Source organism: Flavobacterium sp. UBA6135, from assembly GCF_002428305.1.
GTDB lineage: Bacteria > Bacteroidota > Bacteroidia > Flavobacteriales > Flavobacteriaceae > Flavobacterium.
In genome coordinates, this window is sequence record NZ_DIVJ01000048.1 from 73,935 (window position 1) to 98,489 (window position 24,555).

Here is a 24,555-nt window from a genome sequence, read left to right on the forward strand (position 1 = left end):
TGTTCGTGATTTGATTGTTTTATTCGTGATTTCTGTTAGCTAATGATGATTTAGCTGCATTATATTTATCATTAAAGGTTTGAATGACTTTATTTCTGAAACTTTCATTGACTTCATTTTCTATTGAATTAAGCAAAACATTTGCATCCACCTTAACTTGAGGCTTTGATGGCAATTCTTTTAATTTTAATTTTTCATCGGAAGTAATTTCTGCCAAAAGAGATTCAGGATTTATATAATTGTTTGTTGATTTTTCAATAATTTTATTCTCAACAATTGGATTTTCTTTGAGAGGCTGAACATCCAAAATAATGTCTTTTTTAGGATTGATTTCTTGTTTAGGCTCTTTTATTTTTTCGGTTGGAATGCTAACAAATACCTTTTTTTTAGCTTCTAGAATACTATTTTTTGTTTCTAATGTTGTTTCATTTTTAATTAATTTAGAATCCTTTTCCAAAACAATAGGGTTAGATGGATGTGCATTTTCATTTATATTCTCTTTATTTACCATAAAAATACCAAACAGTGTGAATCCAATAAATCCAGCTGCAATCGAAAGCCATTTATAATTTCTATTCGGCTTTTGTTCTTCTAATGAAAGCATTGCATCCATACGATCCCAAGCCTTTTTCGAGGGTTGAATCTCTCTCTGATACAGTTTTTCTCTGAAGAGTTTTTCTATATTATTCGGTTCCGTTTTCATAATTTTTTAACTTGTTAATTTGATTTTGAAGCATCTTTCTGGCATGTGATAGTTGCGATTTTGAGGTCCCTTCATTGATACCTAACATTTTTGCTATTTCTTGGTGTTTGTATCCTTCAATCGCATAGAGATTAAAAATCATTTTATAACCATCAGGTAAGCAGTCAATAAGAAATTGAATATCTTCTACCGAAAATTTACTCTCAATGTTATTATGCCTTTCTTCAAAAAAAGTCTCCTCTTCAATAAACTTCACTTGTTTTTGAACTCTAATAAATGAAATACATTCATTAATCATAATCCTTCTTATCCAACCTTCAAAACTGCCTTTGTGTTCAAAATTTTTCAAACTTGAAAAAACTTTCATAAAAGCAGTAATCATCACATCCTCAGCTTGGTGTAAATCTTTAATATATTGCCTACAAACTCCAAGCATTTTTGCTGAAAATTTTGTAAAAATCTGATGTTGTGCATGTCGGTTATTTTCTACTGCCAGTCGGATAGTATTTTTCTCGTCTTGATGTAATTGCAGTACCTTCATCATTTATACCTATTCAGTTTCAATAATTTATTATTGATAATTATTGTTGATCTACATTATTATAGACGAATAAAAATATAAAAGGGTTGCATGAAAAAGAAATTAATTTGAAATTCTTTTTTTTATATAAGTTTTAGGTGAAACTTTTAGATACTTTTTAAAACTTAATGAAAAATAAGATAAAGAATTGAAACCGGAATTATCAGCTAACTGTTGAATATTTGTTTCGCCTGCTTCTATTAGTCTTATCGAATATTCTATTCTGAATTCTCTGATATACTGACTTGTATTGCATTGTTTTTGTTTTCGAATCCTTTTATCAAGCGTAGATTTACTTATAAAAAGTTCTGCGGCCAAAGAATCAATTGATATATCAGACTTGATGTTTCTTAACAACAAATCATTCAGCAAATCAAAAAAATTTTTGTTTTTTAACTTAATAGTGATTTTAGAAAATGGATCGGGCTTGGATTTTTCTAAAATTTTGTGTTTATAATTCAAGAAATTCCTTGTTTTTAACAACAACTCTTGTATTTTAAAAGGCTTAATAATGAAGTCATTAACACCATTTTGCAATTGTCTTATTTTCATATCTAAAGAGATATCTGCTGTTATGACTATAAATGGAACTTCATCAAACTTTTTCAATTTTCTTATTTTCAGAAACAATTCCTCTCCTGACATTACAGGCATCATGAGATCGCAAATAATTAAATCGGGTATAGTACGCTCAAGAAAATGAAAAGCTTCAAGGCCATTTTGGCACCATTTCACATTGTAATTATTTAACTTCAATAAGTCTGAGATAGTTTGGCCTAGAGACAAATCATCTTCAATTAAAAGAATTTTTACATTTAATAAATCCATATTATAAAATTAAATTATTTTTTTTTAATTATTAATAATTTAATTTAAATCTACAGTAAGTACTAGTGGTTTTTTATACTCCATAGTTACATTTGGTTAGTAAATTCTCTAATTTTTATTATTATTAAAGCATCTATGGAAACTATTATGTACAATCCTACCGTAAACAAAAATCAGTTAAAAATTTACAGTAGTACAGTACTATGGATTAATGAACAAAAATTATACCTCAAATATAAAAAACAATTTAATGTTTTTGATTTGAATTCTATTAATTCTGCTATTCTAATTAAAGAAAAAAATAAAAATTATCAATTTTTTATTTTTAGTTTTACTTTATTTTTTATAGTATATTATTTTATTAATTTTAACTGGTATCTTTTTGGTTTTCATATTTTGTCTTATGTGTTTTCATTTTTATACCTTAAACAATATGATTATTTTTTTACGCTTTCTATGAATAATAGTCATTTTAAGATTAAAATAGAACCCTCAGATAAATCAATTTTTAAGGAATTCTTGAAAGATTTTTATTCAAAAAAAGCATTACTTAAGGCTTCTTAATTCAACTTGTAATAGTGCCCTAAAATGATAGATTTATTAACCGGTATTTCAAAAGCGAACAATCATTTACTCAATGAGCATTCTATATCAGAAGCGCTACAACTATGCATCACAGCTTTAGGGGACAACATATCCATTGATAGATGTTACATTTTTAAAAATCAAATTGACGATGGTATTTTAAAACTCTATTACGAATATGAATGGTGCAATGAAAACGTAGAAGCATACATTGGAAACCCTGATTTAAATGGATATTCCTATGATGCTTTTCCAGGGCTTTATGAAGTGCTAATTCAAAACAACCCTTTATATGGAACTGTAAGAGAAATTTCAAATGAATTTTTTAGAGAAATCATGGAAATGCAAGGTATCAAGTCCTATCTCTTTACACCCATTTTCTCTAATAACGAATTTTGGGGCTGGATAGGATTTGATGACTGCCAAAATGAACGAATATGGAAAAAAGAAGAAGTTAATGCACTTCACTCTGTTGCAAACAACATAGGTATCAGACTTAATCAAGATAAAACCAGACAAGAACTCATAAATACTCTTTATGAGTTAGATTTATATATTAAAAGTTCAAAACAAGCCAAATGGGAATGGAACTTAATCACCAACGAAGTTATATTTTCTTATAATTGGTTTGGCATGTTAGGATATTCTAATAGTGAGTTGGAGCATAATTATTCTACATGGAAAATAATGTACATCCTGATGATATTGATTTGGTAGAAAGAAATATTTCTAATTATCTAAAAGGAATTAGTGACAAATTCGAAGGAGTTTTTAGAATGAAACACAAAGAAGGAAAATATGTGTGGATAAAGTATTCCGGACTAGCTACCTATGACAGTTATGGAAAGCCTATTAAGCTTTTAGGAACCCATATTGATATTAGTGAAATAAAAGAAAAAGAACGTGAATTAGAAATATCAGAAGAAAAATTTAGATTTATTGCGGAAAACACTACCGATTTAATTTGTCAACATGACCTTGATGGAATTTTTACTTACGTTTCTAATTCTTCTAAAGAAATAATTGGCTACTTACCTGAAGAGCTTGTTGGACAAAATCCATATGAAAATATTCATCCTGATGATATATTTGAATTAAAAAAAAGACATCTTAATATCATTGCAGACAAACAATTAAACACTTCAACCTTTCGCTTTCGAAAGAAAAACAATTCATATGTTTGGTTAGAAATCATTTCAAAGATAATAACAGATCTTGATAATAATTTAATTGGAATTCAAACTTCAAGTAGAGATATTACTGAGCGTATAAATGCTGAACAAGAGATGAAAATGGCCTTGCAAAAAGAAAGAGAACTAAATGAATTAAAATCTGGCTTTGTAACAATGGCCTCGCATCAATTTAGAACACCTCTTACTGTTATTTATTCAAATATTGAACTTTTGAATTACAAAGTAACCTCATTGAGTCCAGATTTAAAAAAAGATATTGAAACGATATCTGACAGGGTCATGAATGAAATTGATCGTATGACTGAGCTCATGAATAATATTTTGATATTTGGAAAATACGAATCGGGGAATCTTAAAGTTGAAATTCAGGAAATATGTCTCAACTCCTTTTTTGAAAAAATAATAGAAACCTATTTTAATGATGAACACGATAATCGAAAAGTAATTTTCGAATCAAATGGTGAATGCAGAAAAATAAAATCTGATGAAAGTTTATTGATCCATATTTTCAATAATTTAATTTCAAATTCTTTAAAATATTCAAAAAACAGACCGAGTCCTATCGTTAGAATTAATTACTATCAGGATCATTTTAGAGTAGAAGTAATTGATTTTGGCATCGGAATTCCTTTAGAAGAAAACAAACACCTATTTCAATCCTTTTTTAGAGCCAGCAACACCTCTACTATAAAAGGCTCAGGACTAGGATTAATCATAGCAAAACAATTTACAGAACTATTAAATGGTTCCATTTCATTATATAGTGAAGAAGGAAAAGGAACAATTGTTACATTAAAATTTCCTTATGAAAACTAAAATACTTCTGGTTGAAGATGATGATCTAATCAGAGAAACAATTTACGAATTACTTGTTATTAATAATTTTGAAACCATTAGTGCAGAAGATGGATTGGAGGCATTAAAAAACTTAGAACACTGGACCCCCGACATAATAGTTAGTGACATTATGATGCCCAACTGCAACGGATATGAATTACTTAATGCAGTGAGAAGCAATCAAAAATACAATCAAATACCATTTATCTTTTTAACCGCCAAAAAACCAGAAGTGGAATTAATTGAAGCCTCCATAAAAGGTGTTGACGGTTACATATCAAAACCTTTTAAAATTGATGAGCTAATAGCAACGATTGAAGTAAAACTAAAAAGATTTCAAGAATTAAAAAATCATTCAGATTTACTTGATATACATTTTGATGATTACTTAGTTGATGAAATAAACACTCCCCTTTATCTTATTTTAAATAATGTAGAATTTTTAAAAGACCAATATGATTTAAGTAATAAAACTGAATATTTTGAAACAATAAAAGACGCTGCGGAAAAATTGAACCGAACATTTACGAATGTTATTAACTATCAAAAAATAATTGCAAACAAGTATTACATTAATAAAAATGCAACGATAGAAATTGAACCTTGTATTATAGAATGTTTAGATAAAATAATAAAAATAAATTCAAACTATAAAAATGAGATAACTTTAGATATAACTAACGCATTGATAAATATTTCAAGAAAAGATATTTTGTTTATTTTATTAGAACTAATTGACAATGCATTTAAATTTTCAAAATCTAATTCTCAAATTAAAATTATAGGAAAAGAAAAAAACAAACTGTATCAATTAAAAATTGTAGATTCAGGTATTGGAATGAGTAAAAAACAACTTAAACAAGTTGGCAATCTTGTTCAATTTAACCAAGAAAGGAATGATATAAAGGGAATTGGATTAGGTCTTTTCTTAAGTAAAAAAATTATTGAAAAATATGAAGGCAAAATAAATATTAATTCTTCTGAAGGAAATGGAACTGAAGTAGAAATACTTATACCCTTAGCATAATTTTATTTTTTCCTCTCAATTACATAATTCACCATCAAAATCAAAGCATCTTTGTATGCTGAAGTTGGAAAATTATTTAAAAGTTGCAAAGCTTCTTGTTGAAACTGAATCATTTTTTGCTCTGCATAGTCCAAACCTTTGTTGTTTTTCACAAAAGCAATAACCTCTTTGACTCTTTTTTTATCTTTATTATGATTTTTGATAGAATTGATGAGCCAACTTTTTTCTTTGGAAGTACAATTATTTAAGACATAAATAAGAGGAAGTGTCATTTTTTGCTCTTTAATATCAATTCCGGTGGGTTTGCCGATGGCTTCGTCTGTATAATCAAATAAATCATCTTTAATTTGAAATGCCATTCCGATGAGTTCGCCAAATTTTCTCATTTTTTCGACCACTTCTTGATTCTCGGGTAAAACCGAACAAGCTCCAAGCGAACAACATGCTGCAATTAACGTAGCCGTTTTTTGGCGGATGATTTCATAGTAAATATCTTCGGTAATATCTAATCTTCGGGCTTTTTCAATTTGAAGTAATTCGCCCTCACTCATTTCGCGAACGGCAACAGAAATGATTTTCAATAAATCAAAATCATTATTATCAATAGAAAGCAGTAATCCTTTAGATAATAAAAAATCCCCCACTAAAACGGCGATTTTGTTTTTCCACAACGCGTTAATAGAAAAAAATCCGCGACGGCGATTACTGTCATCCACAACGTCATCATGAACTAATGTTGCAGTGTGAATTAATTCAATAACCGAAGCACCACGGTAGGTTCGTTCGTTTACTATACCTCCTGAAACCATTTTGGCCGTCAGGAATACAAACATCGGACGCATTTGTTTTCCTTTTCGGTTTACTATATAATAAGTGATTCTGTTGAGCAACGCCACTTTAGAAGACATCGATTCGTAGAACTTTTTTTCAAAAAGTTCCATCTCCTTGATGATGGGTTGCTTGATTTGTTCAGTGATTTTCATGAAAGTTCAAAGATAGTTAGAAAGTTAGAAAATCACAACTTGAATTATTAGGAAACTGCTTCATTTTTATTAGCTAATTGACCACAAGCAGCATCAATATCTTTTCCGCGACTTCTACGAACCTTAGCAATCACGCCAATTTTGTCTAATGCTTTCACATATTCTTCTAAAGCAGCATCCGAAGCTTGTTGAAACATTCCATCATCAATGGGGTTATATTCAATTAAATTGACTTTACAAGGCACGTATTTACAAAATTTAACCAAGGCATCAATCGATTTTTTATCATCGTTGATACCTTTCCAAACCACATATTCATACGTGATTTTGCTTTTGGTTTTTTGATACCAATATTCTAAACTTTCACGTAATTCTTTTAACGGAAAACTTTTGGAAAATGGCATGATTTCAGCACGAATTTCATCGATTGCTGAATGTAGCGAAACAGCTAATTTGAATTTCACTTCTTCATCCGCCATTTTTTTAATCATTTTCGGAATCCCGGAAGTGGAAAGTGTGATTCGTTTGGGTGACATTCCCAATCCTTCAGGTGACGTAATCATTTCGATGGCTTTGATGACGTTATTATAATTCATCAAGGGTTCACCCATTCCCATAAAAACAATATTGGAAAGCGGTCGCTCAAAATACAAACGGCTTTCGTTGTCGATGGCAACTACTTGATCGTAAATCTCGTCAGGATTTAAGTTTCGCATTCGTTTTAAACGAGCAGTTGCACAGAAATTACAATCTAAACTACAACCCACTTGACTGGAAACGCAAGCGGTTGTGCGAGTTTCAGTGGGAATTAAAACACTTTCCACCACTAAACCATCATACAAACGAACGGCGTTTTTCACAGTTCCGTCTTCGCTGCGTTGCATTTGATCTACTTTGATGTGATTGATGACAAAATTATCTTCCAACATTTGACGGGTTTCTTTGGAAACATTGGTCATGTCTTCAAAAGAATACACTTTTTTACTCCACAACCATTCATATACTTGATTGCCGCGGAAAGCTTTGTCGCCATTGGCTACAAAAAAATCACGTAGTTGTGTTTTGGTTAATGCCCGAATGTCTTTTTTGGTGGTGCTCATGGTGCAAAAATAGGAACTATTTACGGAATTGATTGATTTGTAATTTGTAATTTTGTCGAAAATCATTTTACATGCATTTCCTTTCCGAAGATTTAGAAGATTACGTCACGGCTCATTCGCAAGATGAACCGGAATTATTAGCTCAATTAAACAAAGAAACCTACCAAAAAATATTGTTGCCTCGAATGTTGAGTGGACATTTTCAGGGACGGGTTTTGAGTATGTTATCCAAATTAATTCGACCCACTTCCATTTTGGAAATTGGAACCTACACGGGTTATGCTACCTTATGTTTGTGTGAAGGCATGCAAGAAAACGGCATCGTTCATACCATTGACATCAAAGAAGAATTGGTTGATTTTCAACGGAAATACTTTGATAAATCGCCTTGGGGAAGTCAGATTGTGCAACATTTGGGTGAAGCTGTAGATATTATTCCAACCTTAGAAATAAAATTTGATTTGGTTTTTATTGATGCGGATAAAGAGAACTACCTAAACTACTATGAATTAATAGTTCCGAAAATGAATAAAGGCGGCATTATTTTATCAGATAATGTGTTGTGGTCCGGAAAAGTAGTTGAACCTTTGAAAGAAGGTGATTTGAGTACGAAAATTTTATTGGAATACAACCAACGTTTAAAGAATGACCAAAGAGTAGAAACCGTTTTGTTACCTATTCGAGATGGATTAACGGTGAGTCGGGTGCTTTAACTGATTGGAAAATACTTTGCTTGAGTAATTTTATAAATTCGATAAAATAAAGTTCCTGTAAACAATCCGAAAATATAACCTGAAAGTATGTCTGATGGAAAATGCAATCCCAGATAAATTCTACTGTAAGCAAAAACTAGAGGAAAAATAAACATCATAAAGCTGTAGCGATAGTATTTTCTAGATATCAAATAAAAGAAAGTTGTAGTTGCCATGGAATTGGAGGCATGACCCGAAAAAAAACTAAATGATTTTCTTGACCAACCTTCTTTAATTCTTAACAATCCCTCTAATGTTGGATCATTACATGGTCGCAATCGCTCAAAACTATATTTTACAAAATTGGTAAATTGATCTGTAACTAAAATTAAAAGAGCCAAAAACAAAACAATAAAACCGAATTGTTTCCAACCAATTTTTTTGATAAGAAGGTAAAATAAGGCTACAAAAAAAGCAGACCAATAAAATTGTTTGGTAATAATCAACCAAAAACCATCCCATTGGTCGGAACCGAGATTGTTCAGAAAAAGTAAAAGTTCTTTATCTAATTCTATTAGTTTCTCCAAATTTAAAACTGTCTTTTAATTGGTCCGGTAATTTTTTCGATATCTTCTTTTACTTTTTCTATTTCAGTTGTAAAATTGGTTTCAACACCTGCTGTGGAATCGACAGTGTTGCTAAAACTTTGTTTTACTTTATCAATTTCTTCTGAAATTCCACCTGTAATACTTTGAGTGTCTATGCCGTTGGCTTCGGCACTCTTTTGAATTTCGCTTTTAATATCATTAGTAGCGTGTTTCAAATGCTTCATAAATTTACCTGCTGAACGAGCTATTTCGGGAATCTTATCCGATCCAAAAAGCATCAGTACAATAAAAATTATAAACAATAATTCGCTACCACCAATTCCAAACATAATCCAATTTCTTTACTGCAAAAGTACGAAGATTATTTGTTTTGTGAAGTTTCAAATTTGGAATCTGTTTTTTCTCTTGGCCAAACGTTATTGTCAACATCAATATCAGCAGTTTCTAATTTTGGATCCACTTGAAATTTGGTTACTTTCTTTTCAGTAGCAAAAACGCGTTTGGCAGTTTGATTGTTTTTTCTCCAAATTTGTTCCGGAAACTTGTGCATTTCTTTAGTACCATCTTCAAAAGTTAATTCCACAAGAATAGGCATAATTAATCCGCCCGGCTTTCCAAAACTAACTTCATAGAAGAATTTTGGTGATTTCAATGAAGCTCTTTCTTGAGGAGAGAATTTTTTATTCAAAAACTCATTCAAATCTTTAAACTCTTCAACGTTTAAAGCTTTCTTTTTGGCTGCAGCCAACTCTTTATTATTCTCTTCAACTAGATAAACAAAAGGTCCGTTTGCATTTCCAAATCTTCCTCTTCTTACGTTTGCATTTTTCAATTCTTCAGTTGGAGTATCCGTAACAAAATATTGTTTTACATCTGTAATTTCAATATCAACAAAATCTGTTGAATAAAACCAACCTCTCCAAAACCAATCTAAATCAACTGCAGAAGCGTCTTCCATGGTTCTGAAAAAATCTTCGGGAGTTGGGTGTTTGAACTTCCAACGGTTGGCATATGTTTTAAATGCATGGTCAAATAATTCTCTTCCCATGATGGTTTCACGTAGAATGTTTAAGGCTGTTGCGGGTTTGCCGTATGCATTTGCTCCAAATTGATGAATCACTTCAGAATTTGACATAATGGGCTCCAAGAAGCGTTGATCGCCTTTCATATAAGGCACAATTTTATGAGCAGGACCTCTACTTGACGGATAATTTTCCATAAACTCTTGTTCTGTCAAATATTCCAGGAACGTATTCAAACCTTCATCCATCCAACTCCATTGACGTTCGTCTGAATTGACAATCATAGGAAAATAATTGTGTCCTACTTCGTGAATAATAACACTTATCATTCCATATTTAATTCGGTCAGAAATATAACCGTCTTGATTTGGTCTTCCATAATTCCAACAAATCATAGGATATTCCATTCCTTGATCTTCAGCAGAAATAGAAATGGCTTTATGATACGGATAGTCAAAAGTAAGTCTGGAATAGGTTTTTAATGTTTGTGCAACTGCTCGGGTTGAATAATCTTCCCAAAGTGGATTACTTTCATTTGGATACAACGAAATTGCCATTACGTTTTTGGTGTCCAATTTAACCGCCATGGCATCATAAATAAACTTTCTTGAAGAGGAAAAAGCAAAGTCCCTCACATTTTCTGCTCTGAATTTCCATGTTTTAGTTTTATCTGAAAATCCTTTTTCGTTAGCTTTTGCTTCTTCAGGAGTTACCACTAAAACGGGTTTGTCAAAAGTTTTTTCAGCCAATTCATATCGCTTAACTTGCTCTGGTGTAAAAACTTCTTTTCGGTTTAATAAAACTCCGGTAGCTTCTAAAATATGATCTGCAGGAACGGTAATATTCACATCATAATTTCCAAAAGTTAAAGCAAATTCACCTGTTCCCCAGAATTGCATGTTTTGCCATCCTTCAACATCATTATAAACAGCCATTCTTGGAAAAAATTGAGCAATAACATACAATCTGTTTCCGTCTTTTTCAAATTCTTCATAACCGGAACGATCTCTGTCTACTCTATAATTATTGACATTATACCACCACTTAATGGAAAAAGAGACATTTTCTTTAGGTTTTAATGGAGTGGGTAAATTGATTCGCATCATGGTGTTGTTCACAGTATAAGACAAGGGTTTGCCTTTTGCGTCATGAACATAATCAATTTTAAAACCTCCATCAAATTTCTCTTCCATATAGTTTTTGGTAAAACTGTCTAATGGCAAAACACTATTGATGGATTGATTTTCAACCAAAGGTGATTTTGAATCTCTAGCTTTTTGATTTTGGTCCAATTGCACCCATAAATATTCTAAAACATCGGGAGAATTATTGTAATAGGTTATGGTTTCTTCACCATAAATCTTTTTATTTTTATCATCTAAAACAATGTTCATCTTATAATCTGCTTGTTGCTGATAATAAGCCGGTCCAGGAGCTCCTGAAGCCGTTCTGAACATGTTTGGAGTAGCATAAATATCGTAATTCTGACTGAATTTATTATTGTCATAATGACCCTGCTCCTTTTTTGTTTCTACTTTTTCTTGGGAAAACAAAATAGCAGGAATAAGCAATAGAAGTAAACTATTCTTCATTTTAATTGATTTAAGCTTCGAAAGTAAGAATTTTAAAAAAGGTAGTGTGAATTTTTTTAATATTTTAACACATCAACTGATTTACTAACAGTTAATAATGCACTTCGCTTTTTTCCTAGAACAGAACTATGAATGATGTTTTGTTGTTCTGAAATGAAATCAAAAAGCATGGTATTTTTGACTTCTATGGATGAAATCTTTGAAATATTTTTTGAAACGGAATATAAAATAATCACATCATCTTCAATTTCTCTGTTCACAATTTGAAGTTTTGCAGATTTATTATTCACTTTGATTGAAAAATTCTCAAAGTAATATGCTTCAAATGCTTTTGTCATTTCAGGAGTCTCTCTTTTATCTGCTAAATAAAATATTGATTTGTGCTTTTTTTCTAAAGCATTATTAACATCATCTATAAAAAATCGAGAAGTGATTTGAAGTTCCTTTTTTTCAGAAACAAAATTAATTTGATTGATGGAAACATAAAATTTGTGAATCGAAGCAGCTGTTAAGCTTACGCAAATTAGCACTCCAAGAGAAAAAAAGCTGATTTTTTTTAGCATTTTTAATTTTTAGGTATTTTTTTAAACGTCTCACTTTTAGAAATCAAATAGTCAATAAGTTCAATTTCTTTATTGGGTGCCATTAGTTTTTTTACGGAAGAATCATTTTCACAATAATTTAAAAACAGTCCAATTTCGTCATGTTTTAAACCCAAAGTTTCAGTAAAAAAGTGATAAGTAAACTTTTCTTTGACCACATCTTGAAAATATTGATCATTAGTATAATTGGATTCTTTTGGTTTATCTTTTGCAAAGAAATTATAAATTGATTTTCCTATTCGTTTCAAATCCATGGCATATTCCATACTACCATCAGGAAGCATTGCTCTGTTTTTTGGTGAGGAATATTGATCGCCTTCAAGCATTAAATCTTTAATTTCTAGTTTATTAATTTCAGGATCAATCATTACAACTTTCAAGTTTTTATTATCACGAGCCAAATCACCCGATAACGAAAACGGAGACACAATTACTTCATCCAATTCATTAACACGAACACTTAATTTCACCTTCATTATTTTGATAGCAAAATCGAGTTCTGTTAAAATTAATTTTGTAGGCTTTATTATTACACTCGAAAAAACCAATGTATCTGTTGGTCTTGCATAAAGTGTAAAATAACCCAAATCATCAGAAACGGCTCCTTTGTTTGATGAGATATTAAAAATCGTTACCCGTTCAATTTCTATGGAATCAGAAACCACTTGACCACGCAATATTTCTCGAGGAACAATTTGTCCAAAAGAATTAGTCACAAAAAGTAAAATAAAAAAAAGTAGTGTTTTAGTTTTCATCTTTTAAAAATTCATTAAAATCGGCTGCCAATTTACCTAATAAAAAAGTAGCTCTTGTTTTGTTTTTTTGATTTAAAGCAGTCGCCAAATCGGCATCTTCAACTACATAATATTTGAAACCATCAACATATAATTCGGGAATTTTTAATGTGTTATTAAAAAAATCTCCATCATAAAAATCGTCCAGTTTTTCTAATAAAAATTCGCGTTTTTCAACTAAAATTTCTTTCTTCAGCATTTTAGTCCTTCCTGAAATCCAATTCAAAATTGGGTCAATCGGAAGAATTCCACCACCGGAAGTTGCGGTATACAATTTTCGTTCAGCTGGTGTGTATTTTTTTGGGGTATAATCAATAATTCCCAAATCTTTAGCGTTAATTTTTGTGTATTCAGTAACAACTACTTCTTCTAATTCTGTGATTTTTTCTTGTAATTTAATTGAAACAAAACCGGTTTCAAATTCTTTTTTACTAATGCTTTTTCGAGCATATTCCAAATGTACTGCAGAAAAAACCAACAAATCATCTTCCTTTGCTAGAATTGAAAAATCGCCTTTACTATCTGAAACTGTTGATTTTTCATTTACTAAATTTAAAACATGAACTCCTTCAGGTGAGGCACCTTCTACTTCAATTTTGCCTTTTATAATTTTTTCAGAATTCTCCTGAGCCATTACTTGAATAGCAAAAAAAGAAATGAAAAATAGATACAAGTACTTTTTTATCACAAATAAAATGATTGATTTAAAACCTTAATTATTCTAACGAACTTACGAATTTTTACGGATAAAAGCTATTGTTTTAAACAGCAAAAAAAATCCATTTGCCAAATTTATTTTTTGTAAAAATAACAACTGTTTCCCTTAATTTACTCCCAATCACTTACTAATATTTTGTTAATCTGAAAGTTTAAAGGCTTAATTAAATTTGAATAACCAATATTAAGTAACTTTGTTTTAAATAAATTTTGATGAAAAACCTACTTATTGCAAGCACTTCAACTTTACATAATGGAGGCTATTTAGACTACCTATTACCGGAATTAAAAGAACATTTTAAAGGTTGTTCTGAAATTATTTTTATTCCATATGCCAGACCAGGCGGCATTTCACATGATGATTATACCACAAAAGTGAAAGCTGTTTTTTCAACAATAAATATTGCCGTAAAAGGTTTACATGAATTTAAAAACCCAAGTGAAGCTATTCTAGATGCAAGTGGAATTTTCACAGGAGGTGGCAATACTTTTCTATTGGTTACACAATTGTACAAAAATAATTGCATGACCGTTTTAAAACAAGCTTTGGAAAACGGAACTCCCTATTTAGGAACCAGTGCCGGAAGTAACATTTGTGGCATTTCTATGCAAACCACAAACGACATGCCTATCATTTATCCGCCAAGTTTTGAAACGCTGGGAGTTATTCCGTTTAATTTGAATCCGCATTATTTGGATCCCGATACAAATTCAACTCACATGGGCGAAACCCGTGAAACAAGAATTAAAGAATTTCATCAATTCAATAACCTTTCTGTTTTGGGTTTACGCGAAGGAAGCTGGCTTGATGTAAAAGGGGATTTAATAGTATTAAAAGGAGCATTAACCGCTAGATTATTTCAACCCAATAAAGAGCCTTCAGAATTGCCAACAGAAAGTAAAATGAATTTTTAATTTTTTGATAGCATTGATAAAAACAAAAAACCTCAAGCTTTCGTTTGAGGTTTTTTTAGAGCGGAAGACGAGGCTCGAACTCGCGACAACCAGCTTGGAAGGCTGGAGCTCTACCAACTGAGCTACTTCCGCTTTTGTGAGTGCAAATATAGAAAATTAGTTTTCTTCAATGCAAGTTTTTTTTAAAAATATTTAATTGCTTCGTAACAATTTAATCATGAAAACATTTTTAAATTTCTAATGGTTTTATTTTTAATTTGTTATACCTTTAGTTTTCAGGAAAAATTCGCACCCTTACATGAAAACCATCAAAGAAATAAGTTCACTTGAGACCTATTCTGTGAGACATCCCGTTTTAAGAGAGGGACAATCAATGGAATCCTGCAAATTTGATGGTGATGATTTGACCTCAACCATTCATTTAGGTTTGTACATCAACGCCGCATTGGTTGGTGTTGTTTCTGTATTTGAAAAAAATTATGTTTTTTTTGATTCAAAAAAACAATTTCAAGTAAGAGGAGTGGCTGTTTTAAAACACCATCAAAAAATGGGTTATGGCGAAGAATTGCTTTTGGAGGCTGAAAATCATGCAGTTAAATATTACGGCACTTTAATTTGGTTTAATGCTCGGGAAAATGCCGTGGGTTTTTATAAAAAAAAGGATTATGCAATTTGTGGAGATCCCTTTTTTATTGAAAATATTGGCAAACATTTTGTAATGTATAAAAATCTTAATCCGATTCGTTACTAATATGAGTAGAAGTTACTTTTTCATTGTATTGCTTGTTACCCTCTTTTCCTGTAAAGATAAAAATAAACTCATTGAAACTGATGTAGAAGATGAAACTACAATCAATACAGTTGAGAACAGAATTGCAGTAATAGATTCTGTTTTTCTTTCAAAAACTAACGATTCTATGTTGATTTCATTTTACAAAAAAAATGCATTGAAAACATTTTGGTCAAATCATTCGTGTCGTGAAAATTTGGTCCAATTATTTCAATCTGTTGAATTTGATGGGCTACATTCAAAAGATTTTGATTTAAAAAAAATAAACAAAAATGAAAAATCATTTCAAAAATTAAATGACAATGAATTAGTTGACTATGATTTTTTACTAACCAAAAATCTGATTCAATACATAAAAAAAGTAGCTATAGGTTCACTTGATCCCCAATCGCTTTACAAAGATTGGGATTTAAAAAAAAACAAAATCGACATACAAGAACACTTGCTTGATTTTCAAAAAAAGGATTCTTTTGATTATGCACTTTTTAGAATAAAACCAAAACACAAAGTATATCAAAGTTTAGAAGAAGCACTAAAATTATTGGAAACTTTTCCAAAAGACGATTTGAGCAAAATTGAAATCTCAGATAAAATTGTTGCAAACGATACAAACAATGTACTTATTCCAATCAAAAAAAGATTGATGTATTGGAACGATTTAAAACCCATTGATAGCTTAACTTCTATTTATGATGAATCGACACAAAATGCGATAAAAAAATTCCAAATGCGTCACGGCTTAGCTCCGGATGGTATTATTGGAAAAGGAACTGTTGCCGCTTTAAATTTCTCAAAAGAAAAAAGAAAAGCACAAATTATTGTCAACATGGAACGCTGGAGATGGTATCCAAAAGAATTTGAAAGAGACTATTTGATAATCAATATTCCCGATTACACTTTATTGGCTATTAAAGACAAAGACACTTCAAGAACCCATAAAGTTATTGTTGGAACAGCAAAAAGAAGCACACCAATTCTCTCTTCAAAATTGAGTTATGTTGTTTTTAATCCTACTTGGACAGTGCCACCAACTATTTTAAAAGAAGATGTGATTCCCGCAACTCAAAAAAACAGAAGTTATTTGGCCAAAAAGAACATTACTGTTTATGATTCAAAAGGACAAATTGTTTCAGCTGAAAATTGGCAAGCCTCTCAAGCAAGAAGTTATCGCTATGTACAAAGTCCGGGATCAAGTAATTCATTGGGATTAGTGAAAATTATGTTTCCTAACAGATTTTCAGTTTATCTTCACGACACGAATACTCGAGGGTATTTTGAACGCGAAAACAGATCGATAAGTTCTGGATGTGTAAGGGTTCAAAACCCTTTTGAATTAACAGAATACCTTTTGAACGATCCTGAAAAATGGAACAAAGAAAGAATTGATGAAATTATTAAAGAAGGTGCAACAAAAAATGTAAACATTAATCATAATTGCTACATCCATTTATTATATTGGACCGCTTGGAGTGAAAATGGTCAACTTATTTTCAGAGATGACATTTATAATTTAGATGCTGAATTGTATAAAAAACTAAGAAACTAATTTAGATTGAACCGTGTATTTTGGAGAAGGATAGTAAATGAAAAGACATGATTTTTCTTTTATTACATTGATGATGTCCTTTGTCAACTCAATCGGTAATGCAGGGCAGCCTTGGCTTCTTCCTAACCTGCCGGTTTGTTTCACAAATTTATCAGAAACATAATCTGCACCATGAATTACAATAGCACGATCTCTAGCTTTATCATTGATGCCTTTTTCTAATCCATCTAAACGTAATGAAAACCCATGCTTCCCAATATAGGTTTCAGCGGTAGCATAAAATCCTAAACTACTTTGATACGATTCTTCTTTGTTTGAAAATTGTTTTGCAAATTCCTCACCGGTGTTTCTGCCGTGAGCCACTAAAGTGTGGTATAAAATTTTGTGAGTAGTCATATCAATAACCCACATTCTTTTTTCGGTTGAAGACAACGTAAAATCAATAATTGTTAAAACATCTTTTTTGATTTTTCCGGTTTCCTTCAATTGATAAAAACCTTCAAGAGCAGAAGAAAAACTCTGCATATTAGGAAGAATGGAAAAATTTGAATTTTTCAATTCAGAATAAGCAGAATTGACTTTTGATTCAAAAGTAACAGGTGCATTTACGGCAACTAGTTTGGGGTCGGTACTTGTTTTAAATGTTGTTGATGATGTTAAACATATTGTCAACAAAACTGTAAATATCTTGTATATCATTGAAATTCTAGAAGTTACTGTTAGACTTGGGGCTCCAAAAGTAAATATTAAAAATTAAAAACCAAGCGTTAGTTCAATTAATTCATAAACATTTCACTTTAAATTTGTTATATTTTTTGCACAAGTTAAATTAACGCACATTTTTACTTAATCGTATATAAATCTGTAACATTTTTTAAAATAAGCACTCTATTAAATATTCCAACTTCAATTTCTTAAGAAAATGATAAAGTAATTGTAAGTAAAAATCTATTATCTAAATTTGAACGTTTTATATTCCAATATGCAAAAAGTTGCCCCATTCTTTCTTCTGTTTTTTTTGGTTACCACAACTTCAAACTTATATAGTCAAAAGAAATCTGTTCAAGCTGTAAAGACTTCGCAACCTGTAGTTATAGATGGAAAATTAGATGAATCCATTTGGCAAGAAGCACTTCCTGCATCAGATTTTATTATGTTTGAACCGGACAATGGTCAACGGGAATTCAATGATAGAAAAACAGAAGTAAAAATTTTATATAATGACAATTCAATATATATAGGTGCAATTTTATATGATAATCCGAATTTGATAAACAAAGAAATTACACAACGTGATCGATTTGGTGTTTCTGATCATTTTGGTATTTTTATTAATGGTTTTAACGACGGTCAGCAAGATTTTCGTTTTTTTGTGAGTGCTGCAGGAGTTCAGATGGACTGTTTAGCAACTGAGAATAATGAAGATTTTTCATGGGATGCAATTTGGGATAGCAAGGTTCAAATTACCGAATATGGTTGGGTTGTAGAAATGGAAATTCCTTTTGCGGCATTACGCTTTTCAAAAGAAGAAAGCCAAATATGGGGGTTGAATATTTTAAGAGAAATTAGACGTGACAGACAAAAATTTACTTGGAGTTTTATCGACAGAAACATTGGGAATGTTATAAATCAAGCTGGAGTTTTGACCGGAATTGAAAACATAAAGCCTCCTACCCGATTATTTTTTATTCCTTACACTTCAGGCTATGTGGAATCTTCTACTACAAATACTATCAGTACCGGAAAAGTAGGTATGGATATCAAATACGGCATCAATGACTCTTTTACTCTAGACGCCATTTTAGTGCCTGATTTTGGTCAAGCTGCATTTGATAATGTGGTTTTAAATTTGGGGCCATTCGAACAACAATTTAATGAAAACCGCCCTTTCTTTACAGAAGGAACTGATTTATTTTCTAAAGGAAACTTACTTTATTCAAGAAGAATTGGTGGGCCGCCTTCATCCTATCCAACTATGAATGAGGAAGAACAAGTCATTGAATATCCTAATACCGTAAACTTATTAAATGCAGTAAAAATTTCGGGGCGAACCGATGATGGTTTGGGGATTGGTTTTTTAAATGCGATAACCGAAAAAACAACCGCAAGAGTCTTAAATACACAAACCAACGAATCTAGAAATGTTGTTGTTGAACCACTTTCAAACTATAATATTCTTGTTTTTGATCAACGTTTTAATAAAAATTCTTCCGTATCTTTTATAAATACAAACGTATCAAGAGTTGGCGATTTTCGTGATGCTAATGTTAGTGCCGTTATATTTGACATCAATACTTCTGGAAATAAATACAATGTTTCGGGAGATCTAAAAATGAGCAGTATATATGATGTAGAAAATACAAATGGTTTTTCCAGTTATTTTAATGTGGCTAAAACTTTTGGCAAATCGAGGTATGGAATTGCAACAAAATATGTTTCTGAGCAATTTGACATTAATGATTTAGGAATAAATTTTGTGACAAATTATCATAATATTTATGCCTATTATAATTACAGAATTTTAAACCCAACAAAAAAATATAATTCATTTCGGGTTAACACAGATTATTATGTTGAAATTGAAAATACAACCGGAAAACTACAAGAACATTGGTTAAAAGCAAGTATAAATTCAACAACTTTAAAAAACGATTACATCGGTTACAACTTATTAATTAGTCCTGTGCAAACGTTCAATTTTTATGAATCACGTGTTTCTGGGCGTGTTTTAGCTATTCCTGAAAATGTATATGCAAACATTTTTTTCTCATCAAATTACAACAGAAAATTTGCACTTGATATTGAACCCAATATTCGGATTTTTAAACAAGAAAATAGAATAAATTATAACTTTTTTGTTAGTCCAAGATATCGATTTAACGACAGATTAACTTTGATTTATAGTGCCAATTATAACCGTCAAAATAGTGACATAGGCTGGGTTGATTTTATGAATGACGACATTATTTTGGCAGAGAGAAATAGGTCTACGTTTACCAATTCGTTAACCGGAAAATATGCTATAAATGACAAAATGACTTTAAATTTAACTTCAAGACATTATTTTTCATTTGCTGAAAACATAAAATTTCATACACTTCTTGAAGACGGGAGTTTTGAAGAAAATCAAAACTATACAACAGATAAAGATGTAAATTTCAATTTGTGGAATTTTGATTTATCTTATTCTTGGTGGTTTGCTCCGGGAAGTCAAATCACGGCTTTATATAGAAACAACGCTCAAGATTTTACGAGAGACATAAACAAAAACTACAGCTCTAATGTGAGTAATTTGTTTGAAACCAATTTAAATCATGTGTTTTCTGTGAGCTTACGTTATTTTATTGATTACAATAAAGCCAAAAATTGGATTAAAAAAGCCTAATTCATTCTTTTAAAAAGTTCTGCATTAATTATCTTTGTTTCAAATTCAAAGAAATGAACAAAAAAGTAATCCTAATGATTTTAGACGGATGGGGCCATTCTCCCGATCCAAAAGTTTCTGCTATTGACAACGCCATCACACCTTTTATTGATTCACTTTACAGAAATTATCCAAATGCTGAGCTACGAACTGACGGATTAAATGTTGGTCTTCCAGAAGGTCAAATGGGAAATTCTGAAGTGGGCCACATGAATTTAGGTGCCGGTAGAATTGTTTATCAGGAGTTAACCCGAATTAATTTAGCAGTTCAACACAAAACTTTAAACAATGAAACCGTTTTGCAAGATGCCTTTCAATACGCTAAAACCAACAAAAAAGATGTTCATTTCTTAGGATTAGTATCTGATGGTGGGGTTCATTCTCACATTGATCATCTGAAAGGATTGGTTGATGCCACACAAGACTTTGGACTAGAAAATGTATATATTCATGCCTTTACTGACGGCAGAGATGTTGACCCAAAATCTGGTGTTCGATTTATTTCAGAAATTGAAAATTATTGCAAAAACACTACCGTAAGATTAGCTTCAATCATTGGCAGATACTATGCCATGGATAGAGATAGAAGATGGGAACGTGTTAAACTTGCTTATGATCTTTTGGTTAATGGCATAGGAAACCATTCACAAAATGCAGTTGATAGTCTTCAGGACAATTATGCAAAAGAGGTTACTGACGAATTTATTCAACCCATAATTATGGTTGATGAAAACAATAAACCATTAAGCACAATTAAAAATGGTGATGTGGTTATCTTCTTTAATTTTAGAACTGATCGCGGCAGACAATTAACGGAAGTTTTGACTCAGTTTGATTGTCACGAGCAAAACATGCACCAATTGGATTTATACTATGTCACTTTAACTAATTATGATGAAACCTATAAAAACATTAAGGTAATATACAACAAAGACAATATCACTGAAACATTAGGAGAAGTATTAGCCAAAAATCACAAAAAACAAATTCGAATAGCTGAAACTGAAAAATATCCTCATGTTACTTTCTTCTTTTCAGGTGGTCAAGAAGATGCTTTTGAAGGTGAAATACGAATATTAAGAAGTTCTCCGAAAGTAGCAACTTATGATTTAAAACCCGAAATGAGTGCTTTCGAATTAAAAGATGCTCTACTTCCTGAATTAGTAAAAGGTGAAGTTGATTTTGTATGTTTAAATTTTGCCAACGGAGATATGGTTGGTCACACTGGTGTAATGGAAGCAGCTATTAAAGCTTGTGAAGCCGTTGACATTTGTGTAAAAGAGGTTGTTGAAACAGCATTAGCAAATGGTTATACAACAATTGTAATTGCGGATCATGGTAATTGTGAAACTATGGTAAACCCAGATGGTTCGCCAAATACTGCTCATACAACCAATCCTGTTCCTGTTATTTTAGTAGATCCTGATAGAAATTATATAGAAAATGGTGTATTGGGAGACGTAGCACCAACAATATTGAAAATTATGGGAATTGAAAAACCAGATGCCATGACTGGAAAAGAACTGGTTTAAAATTAAAATAGTTATATAACAAAAAGCCACTTGAGTGGCTTTTTTTATTAAAAAAAAGTTAATTACCCGCATATTTAATAGTTTTACTATTATATTTGCGATATAATTTATTAACTATGTGATTATGCAGTCAATACTTGGGGGTCTTAAAGTAGCTATTAGTTCTAAAATCTACCTAAAAGATCCTGAAACATCAGATTTAGGAAAAAAAATTATTGAGCAAAGTATTCTTTTGATTGACGAGATTGGCTTTGACAATTTTACATTCAAAAAATTAGGAGAAAAAATTGGCTCAAACGAGAGTTCTATTTATCGTTATTTTGAAAATAAACACAAACTATTACTGTATCTAACTTCTTGGTATTGGGGTTGGATGGAGTTTAAACTCGTTTTCACCACCAACAGCATTTCTGATCCCATTGAAAAACTTACAAAAACTATAATAATTCTAACGGAAGACATAAAGGAAGATGTCACTCATCCACATATAAACGAAGTTGTATTAAGCAGAATTGTAATTTGTGAATTTTCAAAATCCTACCTTACAAAAGAAGTGGATGAAGAAAATAAAGAAGGCTATTTTATGTTTTATAAACGAGTAATAACTCGATTAATTGAAAACATCACAGCCATAAAACCCGATTATTTGTATCCTAAAAGTCTTGCATCAATGATTGTAGACGGTGCACTACACCAACATTTTTTAAAAAATCATTTCACATCAATCACAGATTGCTCTGAAAAAACAACACCAACAGAATTTTTTACCAATTTAGTTTTTAAACAGTTAAGCTAAAAACGTCAATTAATGAAAAAAAACGCCCAAGAATTAACGCCTCTTAAACGATTCTTCAACCTTTTAAAATTAGATAAAAAAGATATTTATCAAGTATTTTTTTATGCGATTTTTTCAGGTATCGTGAGTCTTTCATTGCCTTTAGGAATACAAGCCATTATTAATCTTATTCAAGGAGGAAGAGTTAGTTTGTCGTGGATTATTTTAGTTGTAGTAGTGATTTTGGGCGTTATTTTTAACGGCATTTTACGATTAATGCAACTCAGAATTACGGAAACCATCCAACAAAAAATATTTATTAGATCTTCTTTCGAATTTTCCTATCGTTTTCCTAAAATTAAATTCACCGAATTTCACAATAATTATCCACCTGAACTAGCCAATCGTTTTTTTGACACCATAACCGTTCAAAAAAGTGTGGCCAAATTAGTGTTAGATTATTCGGAATCGTTGTTACAAATTGTGTTTGGATTACTTTTACTTTCCATTTATCACCCGCTTTTTATATTGTTCGGACTTTTATTATTTGTTGTTTTATACTTGATTTTCAGAGTTTCCTTTGAAACCGGATTAAAAACAAGTTTAACAGAATCAAAATACAAATACAAAGTAGCTCATTGGATTCAAGAAATAGCACGTAATTATTTTGGTTTTAAAAGCAAAATTGAATCAGAATTTGCTTTAAACAAAAACGACAAGCTAGTAATAGAGTATCTCAAATCCAGAGAAAGTCATTTTGAAGTAATTAAAAGACAGTTTATTCAACTAATAGGCTTCAAAGCTTTAATCTCTGCAGGATTACTATTAATTGGTGGTTATTTAGTTATCAATCAACAATTAAATATTGGTCAATTTGTTGCCGCAGAAATCATTATTTTATTAGTGATTAATTCGGTAGAAAAAATTATAGTTGGATTGGAGACTTTTTATGATGTGTTAACTTCAATAGAAAAAATTGGTCAGGTGGTTGACTTGGAAATAGAAGAGGATGAAACATTCGAAAGCACCTATTGTTATAAAAATATTCATTTTGAAATTGATGACTTAAATTTTGCGTTTCCTGATTCTACTAAAAAAATTCTAAACAATGTTTCATTTCACATCAACCAAAATGAAAAAATATATTTAGACGGTAAAAATGGTTCCGGAAAAACAACTTTACTCCGAATTTTGGCAGGGTTAATTCCAACAAATACTAGTTCAATATATATTAATGATGAACATTATAATAAAATAAACATTGAACAATATCGAGCTCAAATTGGCATTATTACTGAAGGTCAATCACTTTTTGAAGGGTCAATCTATGAGAACATAACATTCAAAAATGAATCAATATCCACTGAGCGATTAAAATGGGTAATAGACAAGCTAAAATTAACAGACATTATCAAAAAAATGCCTAAGGGTTTAGATGAAAAAATTCTTACCGATGGTAAACAACTGCCAACATCATTAGCTCAAAAAATTCTTTTGGCACGAGCAATTGTTAATGACCCTCTAATTCTATTCTTAGAAAATCCTTTTGACAAAATGGATGATGATGAAAGTAGAGAAATCATCGATTTTATTTTATCAGAAGAAAATAATTGGACTGTGATAGTAAATTCAAAAAATGAATATTGGAAACAAAAGTGCAATCGAATCATAACGTTAGAAAAAGGAAAATTAATTTCAGACACTAAGTAA

At 30.9% G+C, this 24,555-nt stretch carries 23 protein-coding genes and 1 tRNA gene; 11 read left to right on the forward strand and 13 right to left on the reverse strand.

Features of this window, described 5'->3' with window-relative positions; translation table 11 throughout:
• Nucleotides 1-19: 19 nt before the first annotated feature.
• The 3 genes from B3L86_RS11895 to B3L86_RS11905 form a co-directional block, all read right to left on the reverse strand.
• Nucleotides 20-703, reverse strand: coding sequence for a hypothetical protein (locus B3L86_RS11895; RefSeq protein WP_291119397.1), 684 nt, complete (start codon nt 701-703; stop codon nt 20-22).
• Complete coding sequence (locus B3L86_RS11900) at nt 684-1,244, reverse strand: RNA polymerase sigma factor (protein WP_291119628.1); 561 nt, start codon at nt 1,242-1,244, stop codon at nt 684-686. Before B3L86_RS11900 ends, B3L86_RS11895 begins: the two co-directional genes overlap by 20 nt.
• A gap of 102 nt (nt 1,245-1,346) precedes the next feature.
• On the reverse strand, nt 1,347-2,111 hold the full coding sequence (locus B3L86_RS11905; protein ID WP_291119400.1) for a response regulator transcription factor: 765 nt from the start codon (nt 2,109-2,111) through the stop codon (nt 1,347-1,349).
• Between the two features lie 588 nt (nt 2,112-2,699).
• On the opposite strand from B3L86_RS11905, the gene B3L86_RS11910 reads away from it, so the two are divergent.
• The 3 genes from B3L86_RS11910 to B3L86_RS11920 are packed head-to-tail and all read left to right on the forward strand — an operon-like array spanning nt 2,700 to nt 5,753.
• Nucleotides 2,700-3,413, forward strand: coding sequence for a GAF domain-containing protein (locus tag B3L86_RS11910; RefSeq protein WP_291119403.1), 714 nt, complete (start codon nt 2,700-2,702; stop codon nt 3,411-3,413).
• Nucleotides 3,374-4,705, forward strand: a complete 1,332-nt coding sequence (locus tag B3L86_RS11915) for a PAS domain-containing sensor histidine kinase (RefSeq protein ID WP_291119406.1) — start codon at nt 3,374-3,376, stop codon at nt 4,703-4,705. The genes B3L86_RS11910 and B3L86_RS11915 overlap by 40 nt, the downstream gene beginning before the upstream one ends.
• Nucleotides 4,695-5,753 (forward strand): hybrid sensor histidine kinase/response regulator, encoded by a 1,059-nt coding sequence (locus tag B3L86_RS11920; protein ID WP_291119409.1) that lies wholly within the window; start codon nt 4,695-4,697, stop codon nt 5,751-5,753. The genes B3L86_RS11915 and B3L86_RS11920 overlap by 11 nt, the downstream gene beginning before the upstream one ends.
• Nucleotides 5,754-5,755: 2 nt before the next feature.
• On the opposite strand, the gene B3L86_RS11925 is transcribed toward B3L86_RS11920, so the two are convergent.
• Nucleotides 5,756-6,736, reverse strand: a complete 981-nt coding sequence (locus B3L86_RS11925; protein WP_291119411.1) for a polyprenyl synthetase family protein — start codon at nt 6,734-6,736, stop codon at nt 5,756-5,758.
• Between the two features lie 47 nt (nt 6,737-6,783).
• Entirely contained in the window at nt 6,784-7,836 is a 1,053-nt protein-coding gene (gene rlmN, locus B3L86_RS11930; protein WP_291119631.1) for a 23S rRNA (adenine(2503)-C(2))-methyltransferase RlmN, read from the reverse strand.
• Nucleotides 7,837-7,907: 71 nt separating this feature from the next.
• Between rlmN and B3L86_RS11935 the strand changes: the two genes are divergently transcribed.
• The gene (locus B3L86_RS11935) at nt 7,908-8,549 is read left to right on the forward strand and encodes an O-methyltransferase (protein ID WP_291119414.1); all 642 of its coding nucleotides are present in this window, start codon (nt 7,908-7,910) and stop codon (nt 8,547-8,549) included.
• Here the strand turns inward: B3L86_RS11935 and B3L86_RS11940 are convergent.
• Genes B3L86_RS11940 through B3L86_RS11965 form a run of 6 tightly spaced genes read right to left on the reverse strand, consistent with a single transcriptional unit; the run spans nt 8,546 to nt 13,834 of the window.
• Nucleotides 8,546-9,115, reverse strand: a complete 570-nt coding sequence (locus B3L86_RS11940) for a phosphatase PAP2 family protein (protein ID WP_291119417.1) — start codon at nt 9,113-9,115, stop codon at nt 8,546-8,548. The two genes, B3L86_RS11935 and B3L86_RS11940, sit on opposite strands and share 4 nt — an antisense overlap.
• 2 nt (nt 9,116-9,117) lie before the next feature.
• Nucleotides 9,118-9,465 (reverse strand): Sec-independent protein translocase subunit TatA/TatB, encoded by a 348-nt coding sequence (locus B3L86_RS11945; RefSeq protein ID WP_291119420.1) that lies wholly within the window; start codon nt 9,463-9,465, stop codon nt 9,118-9,120.
• A 32-nt stretch (nt 9,466-9,497) separates the two neighbouring features.
• Nucleotides 9,498-11,750 carry a M1 family metallopeptidase gene (locus B3L86_RS11950; protein WP_291119423.1) on the reverse strand — a complete coding sequence of 751 codons (2,253 nt, stop codon included), beginning with the start codon at nt 11,748-11,750 and terminating at the stop codon, nt 9,498-9,500.
• Between the two features lie 56 nt (nt 11,751-11,806).
• Nucleotides 11,807-12,313: a DUF6702 family protein gene (locus B3L86_RS11955; protein ID WP_291119426.1), complete on the reverse strand. Its 507-nt coding sequence runs from the start codon at nt 12,311-12,313 to the stop codon at nt 11,807-11,809.
• 2 nt (nt 12,314-12,315) lie between these two features.
• Complete coding sequence (locus B3L86_RS11960; protein WP_291119430.1) at nt 12,316-13,107, reverse strand: hypothetical protein; 792 nt, start codon at nt 13,105-13,107, stop codon at nt 12,316-12,318.
• Nucleotides 13,097-13,834 (reverse strand): hypothetical protein, encoded by a 738-nt coding sequence (locus B3L86_RS11965; RefSeq protein WP_291119433.1) that lies wholly within the window; start codon nt 13,832-13,834, stop codon nt 13,097-13,099. Before B3L86_RS11965 ends, B3L86_RS11960 begins: the two co-directional genes overlap by 11 nt.
• A gap of 242 nt (nt 13,835-14,076) precedes the next feature.
• Between B3L86_RS11965 and pepE the strand changes: the two genes are divergently transcribed.
• The gene (gene pepE, locus B3L86_RS11970) at nt 14,077-14,778 is read left to right on the forward strand and encodes a dipeptidase PepE (RefSeq protein WP_291119436.1); all 702 of its coding nucleotides are present in this window, start codon (nt 14,077-14,079) and stop codon (nt 14,776-14,778) included.
• A gap of 59 nt (nt 14,779-14,837) precedes the next feature.
• On the opposite strand, the gene B3L86_RS11975 is transcribed toward pepE, so the two are convergent.
• Nucleotides 14,838-14,910 (reverse strand) — tRNA-Gly (locus tag B3L86_RS11975).
• 166 nt (nt 14,911-15,076) lie between these two features.
• Between B3L86_RS11975 and B3L86_RS11980 the strand changes: the two genes are divergently transcribed.
• Both B3L86_RS11980 and B3L86_RS11985 read left to right on the forward strand, forming a co-directional pair.
• A complete protein-coding gene (locus B3L86_RS11980) occupies nt 15,077-15,529 on the forward strand; it encodes a GNAT family N-acetyltransferase (protein ID WP_291119439.1) in 453 nt (150 codons plus the stop codon).
• Between the two features lies 1 nt (nt 15,530).
• Entirely contained in the window at nt 15,531-17,114 is a 1,584-nt protein-coding gene (locus tag B3L86_RS11985; protein ID WP_291119442.1) for a L,D-transpeptidase family protein, read from the forward strand.
• On the opposite strand, the gene B3L86_RS11990 is transcribed toward B3L86_RS11985, so the two are convergent.
• Nucleotides 17,103-17,813 carry a murein L,D-transpeptidase catalytic domain family protein gene (locus B3L86_RS11990; RefSeq protein ID WP_291119445.1) on the reverse strand — a complete coding sequence of 237 codons (711 nt, stop codon included), beginning with the start codon at nt 17,811-17,813 and terminating at the stop codon, nt 17,103-17,105. The two genes, B3L86_RS11985 and B3L86_RS11990, sit on opposite strands and share 12 nt — an antisense overlap.
• Before the next feature lie 283 nt (nt 17,814-18,096).
• Here B3L86_RS11990 and B3L86_RS11995 point away from each other — a divergent pair, with 283 nt between their 5' ends.
• From B3L86_RS11995 to B3L86_RS12010, 4 genes are all read left to right on the forward strand, one after another.
• Complete coding sequence (locus tag B3L86_RS11995; RefSeq protein WP_291119448.1) at nt 18,097-20,499, forward strand: DUF5916 domain-containing protein; 2,403 nt, start codon at nt 18,097-18,099, stop codon at nt 20,497-20,499.
• 53 nt (nt 20,500-20,552) lie between these two features.
• On the forward strand, nt 20,553-22,070 hold the full coding sequence (gene gpmI / locus B3L86_RS12000) for a 2,3-bisphosphoglycerate-independent phosphoglycerate mutase (RefSeq protein ID WP_291119451.1): 1,518 nt from the start codon (nt 20,553-20,555) through the stop codon (nt 22,068-22,070).
• Nucleotides 22,071-22,194: 124 nt separating this feature from the next.
• The gene (locus B3L86_RS12005; RefSeq protein WP_291119454.1) at nt 22,195-22,866 is read left to right on the forward strand and encodes a TetR/AcrR family transcriptional regulator; all 672 of its coding nucleotides are present in this window, start codon (nt 22,195-22,197) and stop codon (nt 22,864-22,866) included.
• Nucleotides 22,867-22,878: 12 nt separating this feature from the next.
• Complete coding sequence (locus B3L86_RS12010; protein WP_291119457.1) at nt 22,879-24,555, forward strand: peptidase domain-containing ABC transporter; 1,677 nt, start codon at nt 22,879-22,881, stop codon at nt 24,553-24,555.

Excerpts from the sequence above, each read along its gene's own strand:
- B3L86_RS11945 (WP_291119420.1), bottom strand. The coding sequence starts at position 9,465 with ATGTTTGGAATTGGTGGTAGCGAATTATTGTTTATAATTTTTATTGTA.
- B3L86_RS11905 (WP_291119400.1), bottom strand. The coding sequence starts at position 2,111 with ATGGATTTATTAAATGTAAAAATTCTTTTAATTGAAGATGATTTGTCT.
- pepE (WP_291119436.1), top strand. The coding sequence starts at position 14,077 with ATGAAAAACCTACTTATTGCAAGCACTTCAACTTTACATAATGGAGGC.
- B3L86_RS11895 (WP_291119397.1), bottom strand. The coding sequence starts at position 703 with ATGAAAACGGAACCGAATAATATAGAAAAACTCTTCAGAGAAAAACTG.
- B3L86_RS11985 (WP_291119442.1), top strand. The coding sequence starts at position 15,531 with ATGAGTAGAAGTTACTTTTTCATTGTATTGCTTGTTACCCTCTTTTCC.
- rlmN (WP_291119631.1), bottom strand. The coding sequence starts at position 7,836 with ATGAGCACCACCAAAAAAGACATTCGGGCATTAACCAAAACACAACTA.
- gpmI (WP_291119451.1), top strand. The coding sequence starts at position 20,553 with ATGAACAAAAAAGTAATCCTAATGATTTTAGACGGATGGGGCCATTCT.
- B3L86_RS11960 (WP_291119430.1), bottom strand. The coding sequence starts at position 13,107 with ATGAAAACTAAAACACTACTTTTTTTTATTTTACTTTTTGTGACTAAT.
- B3L86_RS11910 (WP_291119403.1), top strand. The coding sequence starts at position 2,700 with ATGATAGATTTATTAACCGGTATTTCAAAAGCGAACAATCATTTACTC.
- B3L86_RS11955 (WP_291119426.1), bottom strand. The coding sequence starts at position 12,313 with ATGCTAAAAAAAATCAGCTTTTTTTCTCTTGGAGTGCTAATTTGCGTA.
- B3L86_RS11995 (WP_291119448.1), top strand. The coding sequence starts at position 18,097 with ATGCAAAAAGTTGCCCCATTCTTTCTTCTGTTTTTTTTGGTTACCACA.
- B3L86_RS11915 (WP_291119406.1), top strand. The coding sequence starts at position 3,374 with ATGGAAAATAATGTACATCCTGATGATATTGATTTGGTAGAAAGAAAT.
- B3L86_RS11925 (WP_291119411.1), bottom strand. The coding sequence starts at position 6,736 with ATGAAAATCACTGAACAAATCAAGCAACCCATCATCAAGGAGATGGAA.
- B3L86_RS11920 (WP_291119409.1), top strand. The coding sequence starts at position 4,695 with ATGAAAACTAAAATACTTCTGGTTGAAGATGATGATCTAATCAGAGAA.
- B3L86_RS11935 (WP_291119414.1), top strand. The coding sequence starts at position 7,908 with ATGCATTTCCTTTCCGAAGATTTAGAAGATTACGTCACGGCTCATTCG.
- B3L86_RS11990 (WP_291119445.1), bottom strand. The coding sequence starts at position 17,813 with ATGATATACAAGATATTTACAGTTTTGTTGACAATATGTTTAACATCA.
- B3L86_RS11980 (WP_291119439.1), top strand. The coding sequence starts at position 15,077 with ATGAAAACCATCAAAGAAATAAGTTCACTTGAGACCTATTCTGTGAGA.
- B3L86_RS11950 (WP_291119423.1), bottom strand. The coding sequence starts at position 11,750 with ATGAAGAATAGTTTACTTCTATTGCTTATTCCTGCTATTTTGTTTTCC.
- B3L86_RS12005 (WP_291119454.1), top strand. The coding sequence starts at position 22,195 with ATGCAGTCAATACTTGGGGGTCTTAAAGTAGCTATTAGTTCTAAAATC.
- B3L86_RS12010 (WP_291119457.1), top strand. The coding sequence starts at position 22,879 with ATGAAAAAAAACGCCCAAGAATTAACGCCTCTTAAACGATTCTTCAAC.
- B3L86_RS11900 (WP_291119628.1), bottom strand. The coding sequence starts at position 1,244 with ATGAAGGTACTGCAATTACATCAAGACGAGAAAAATACTATCCGACTG.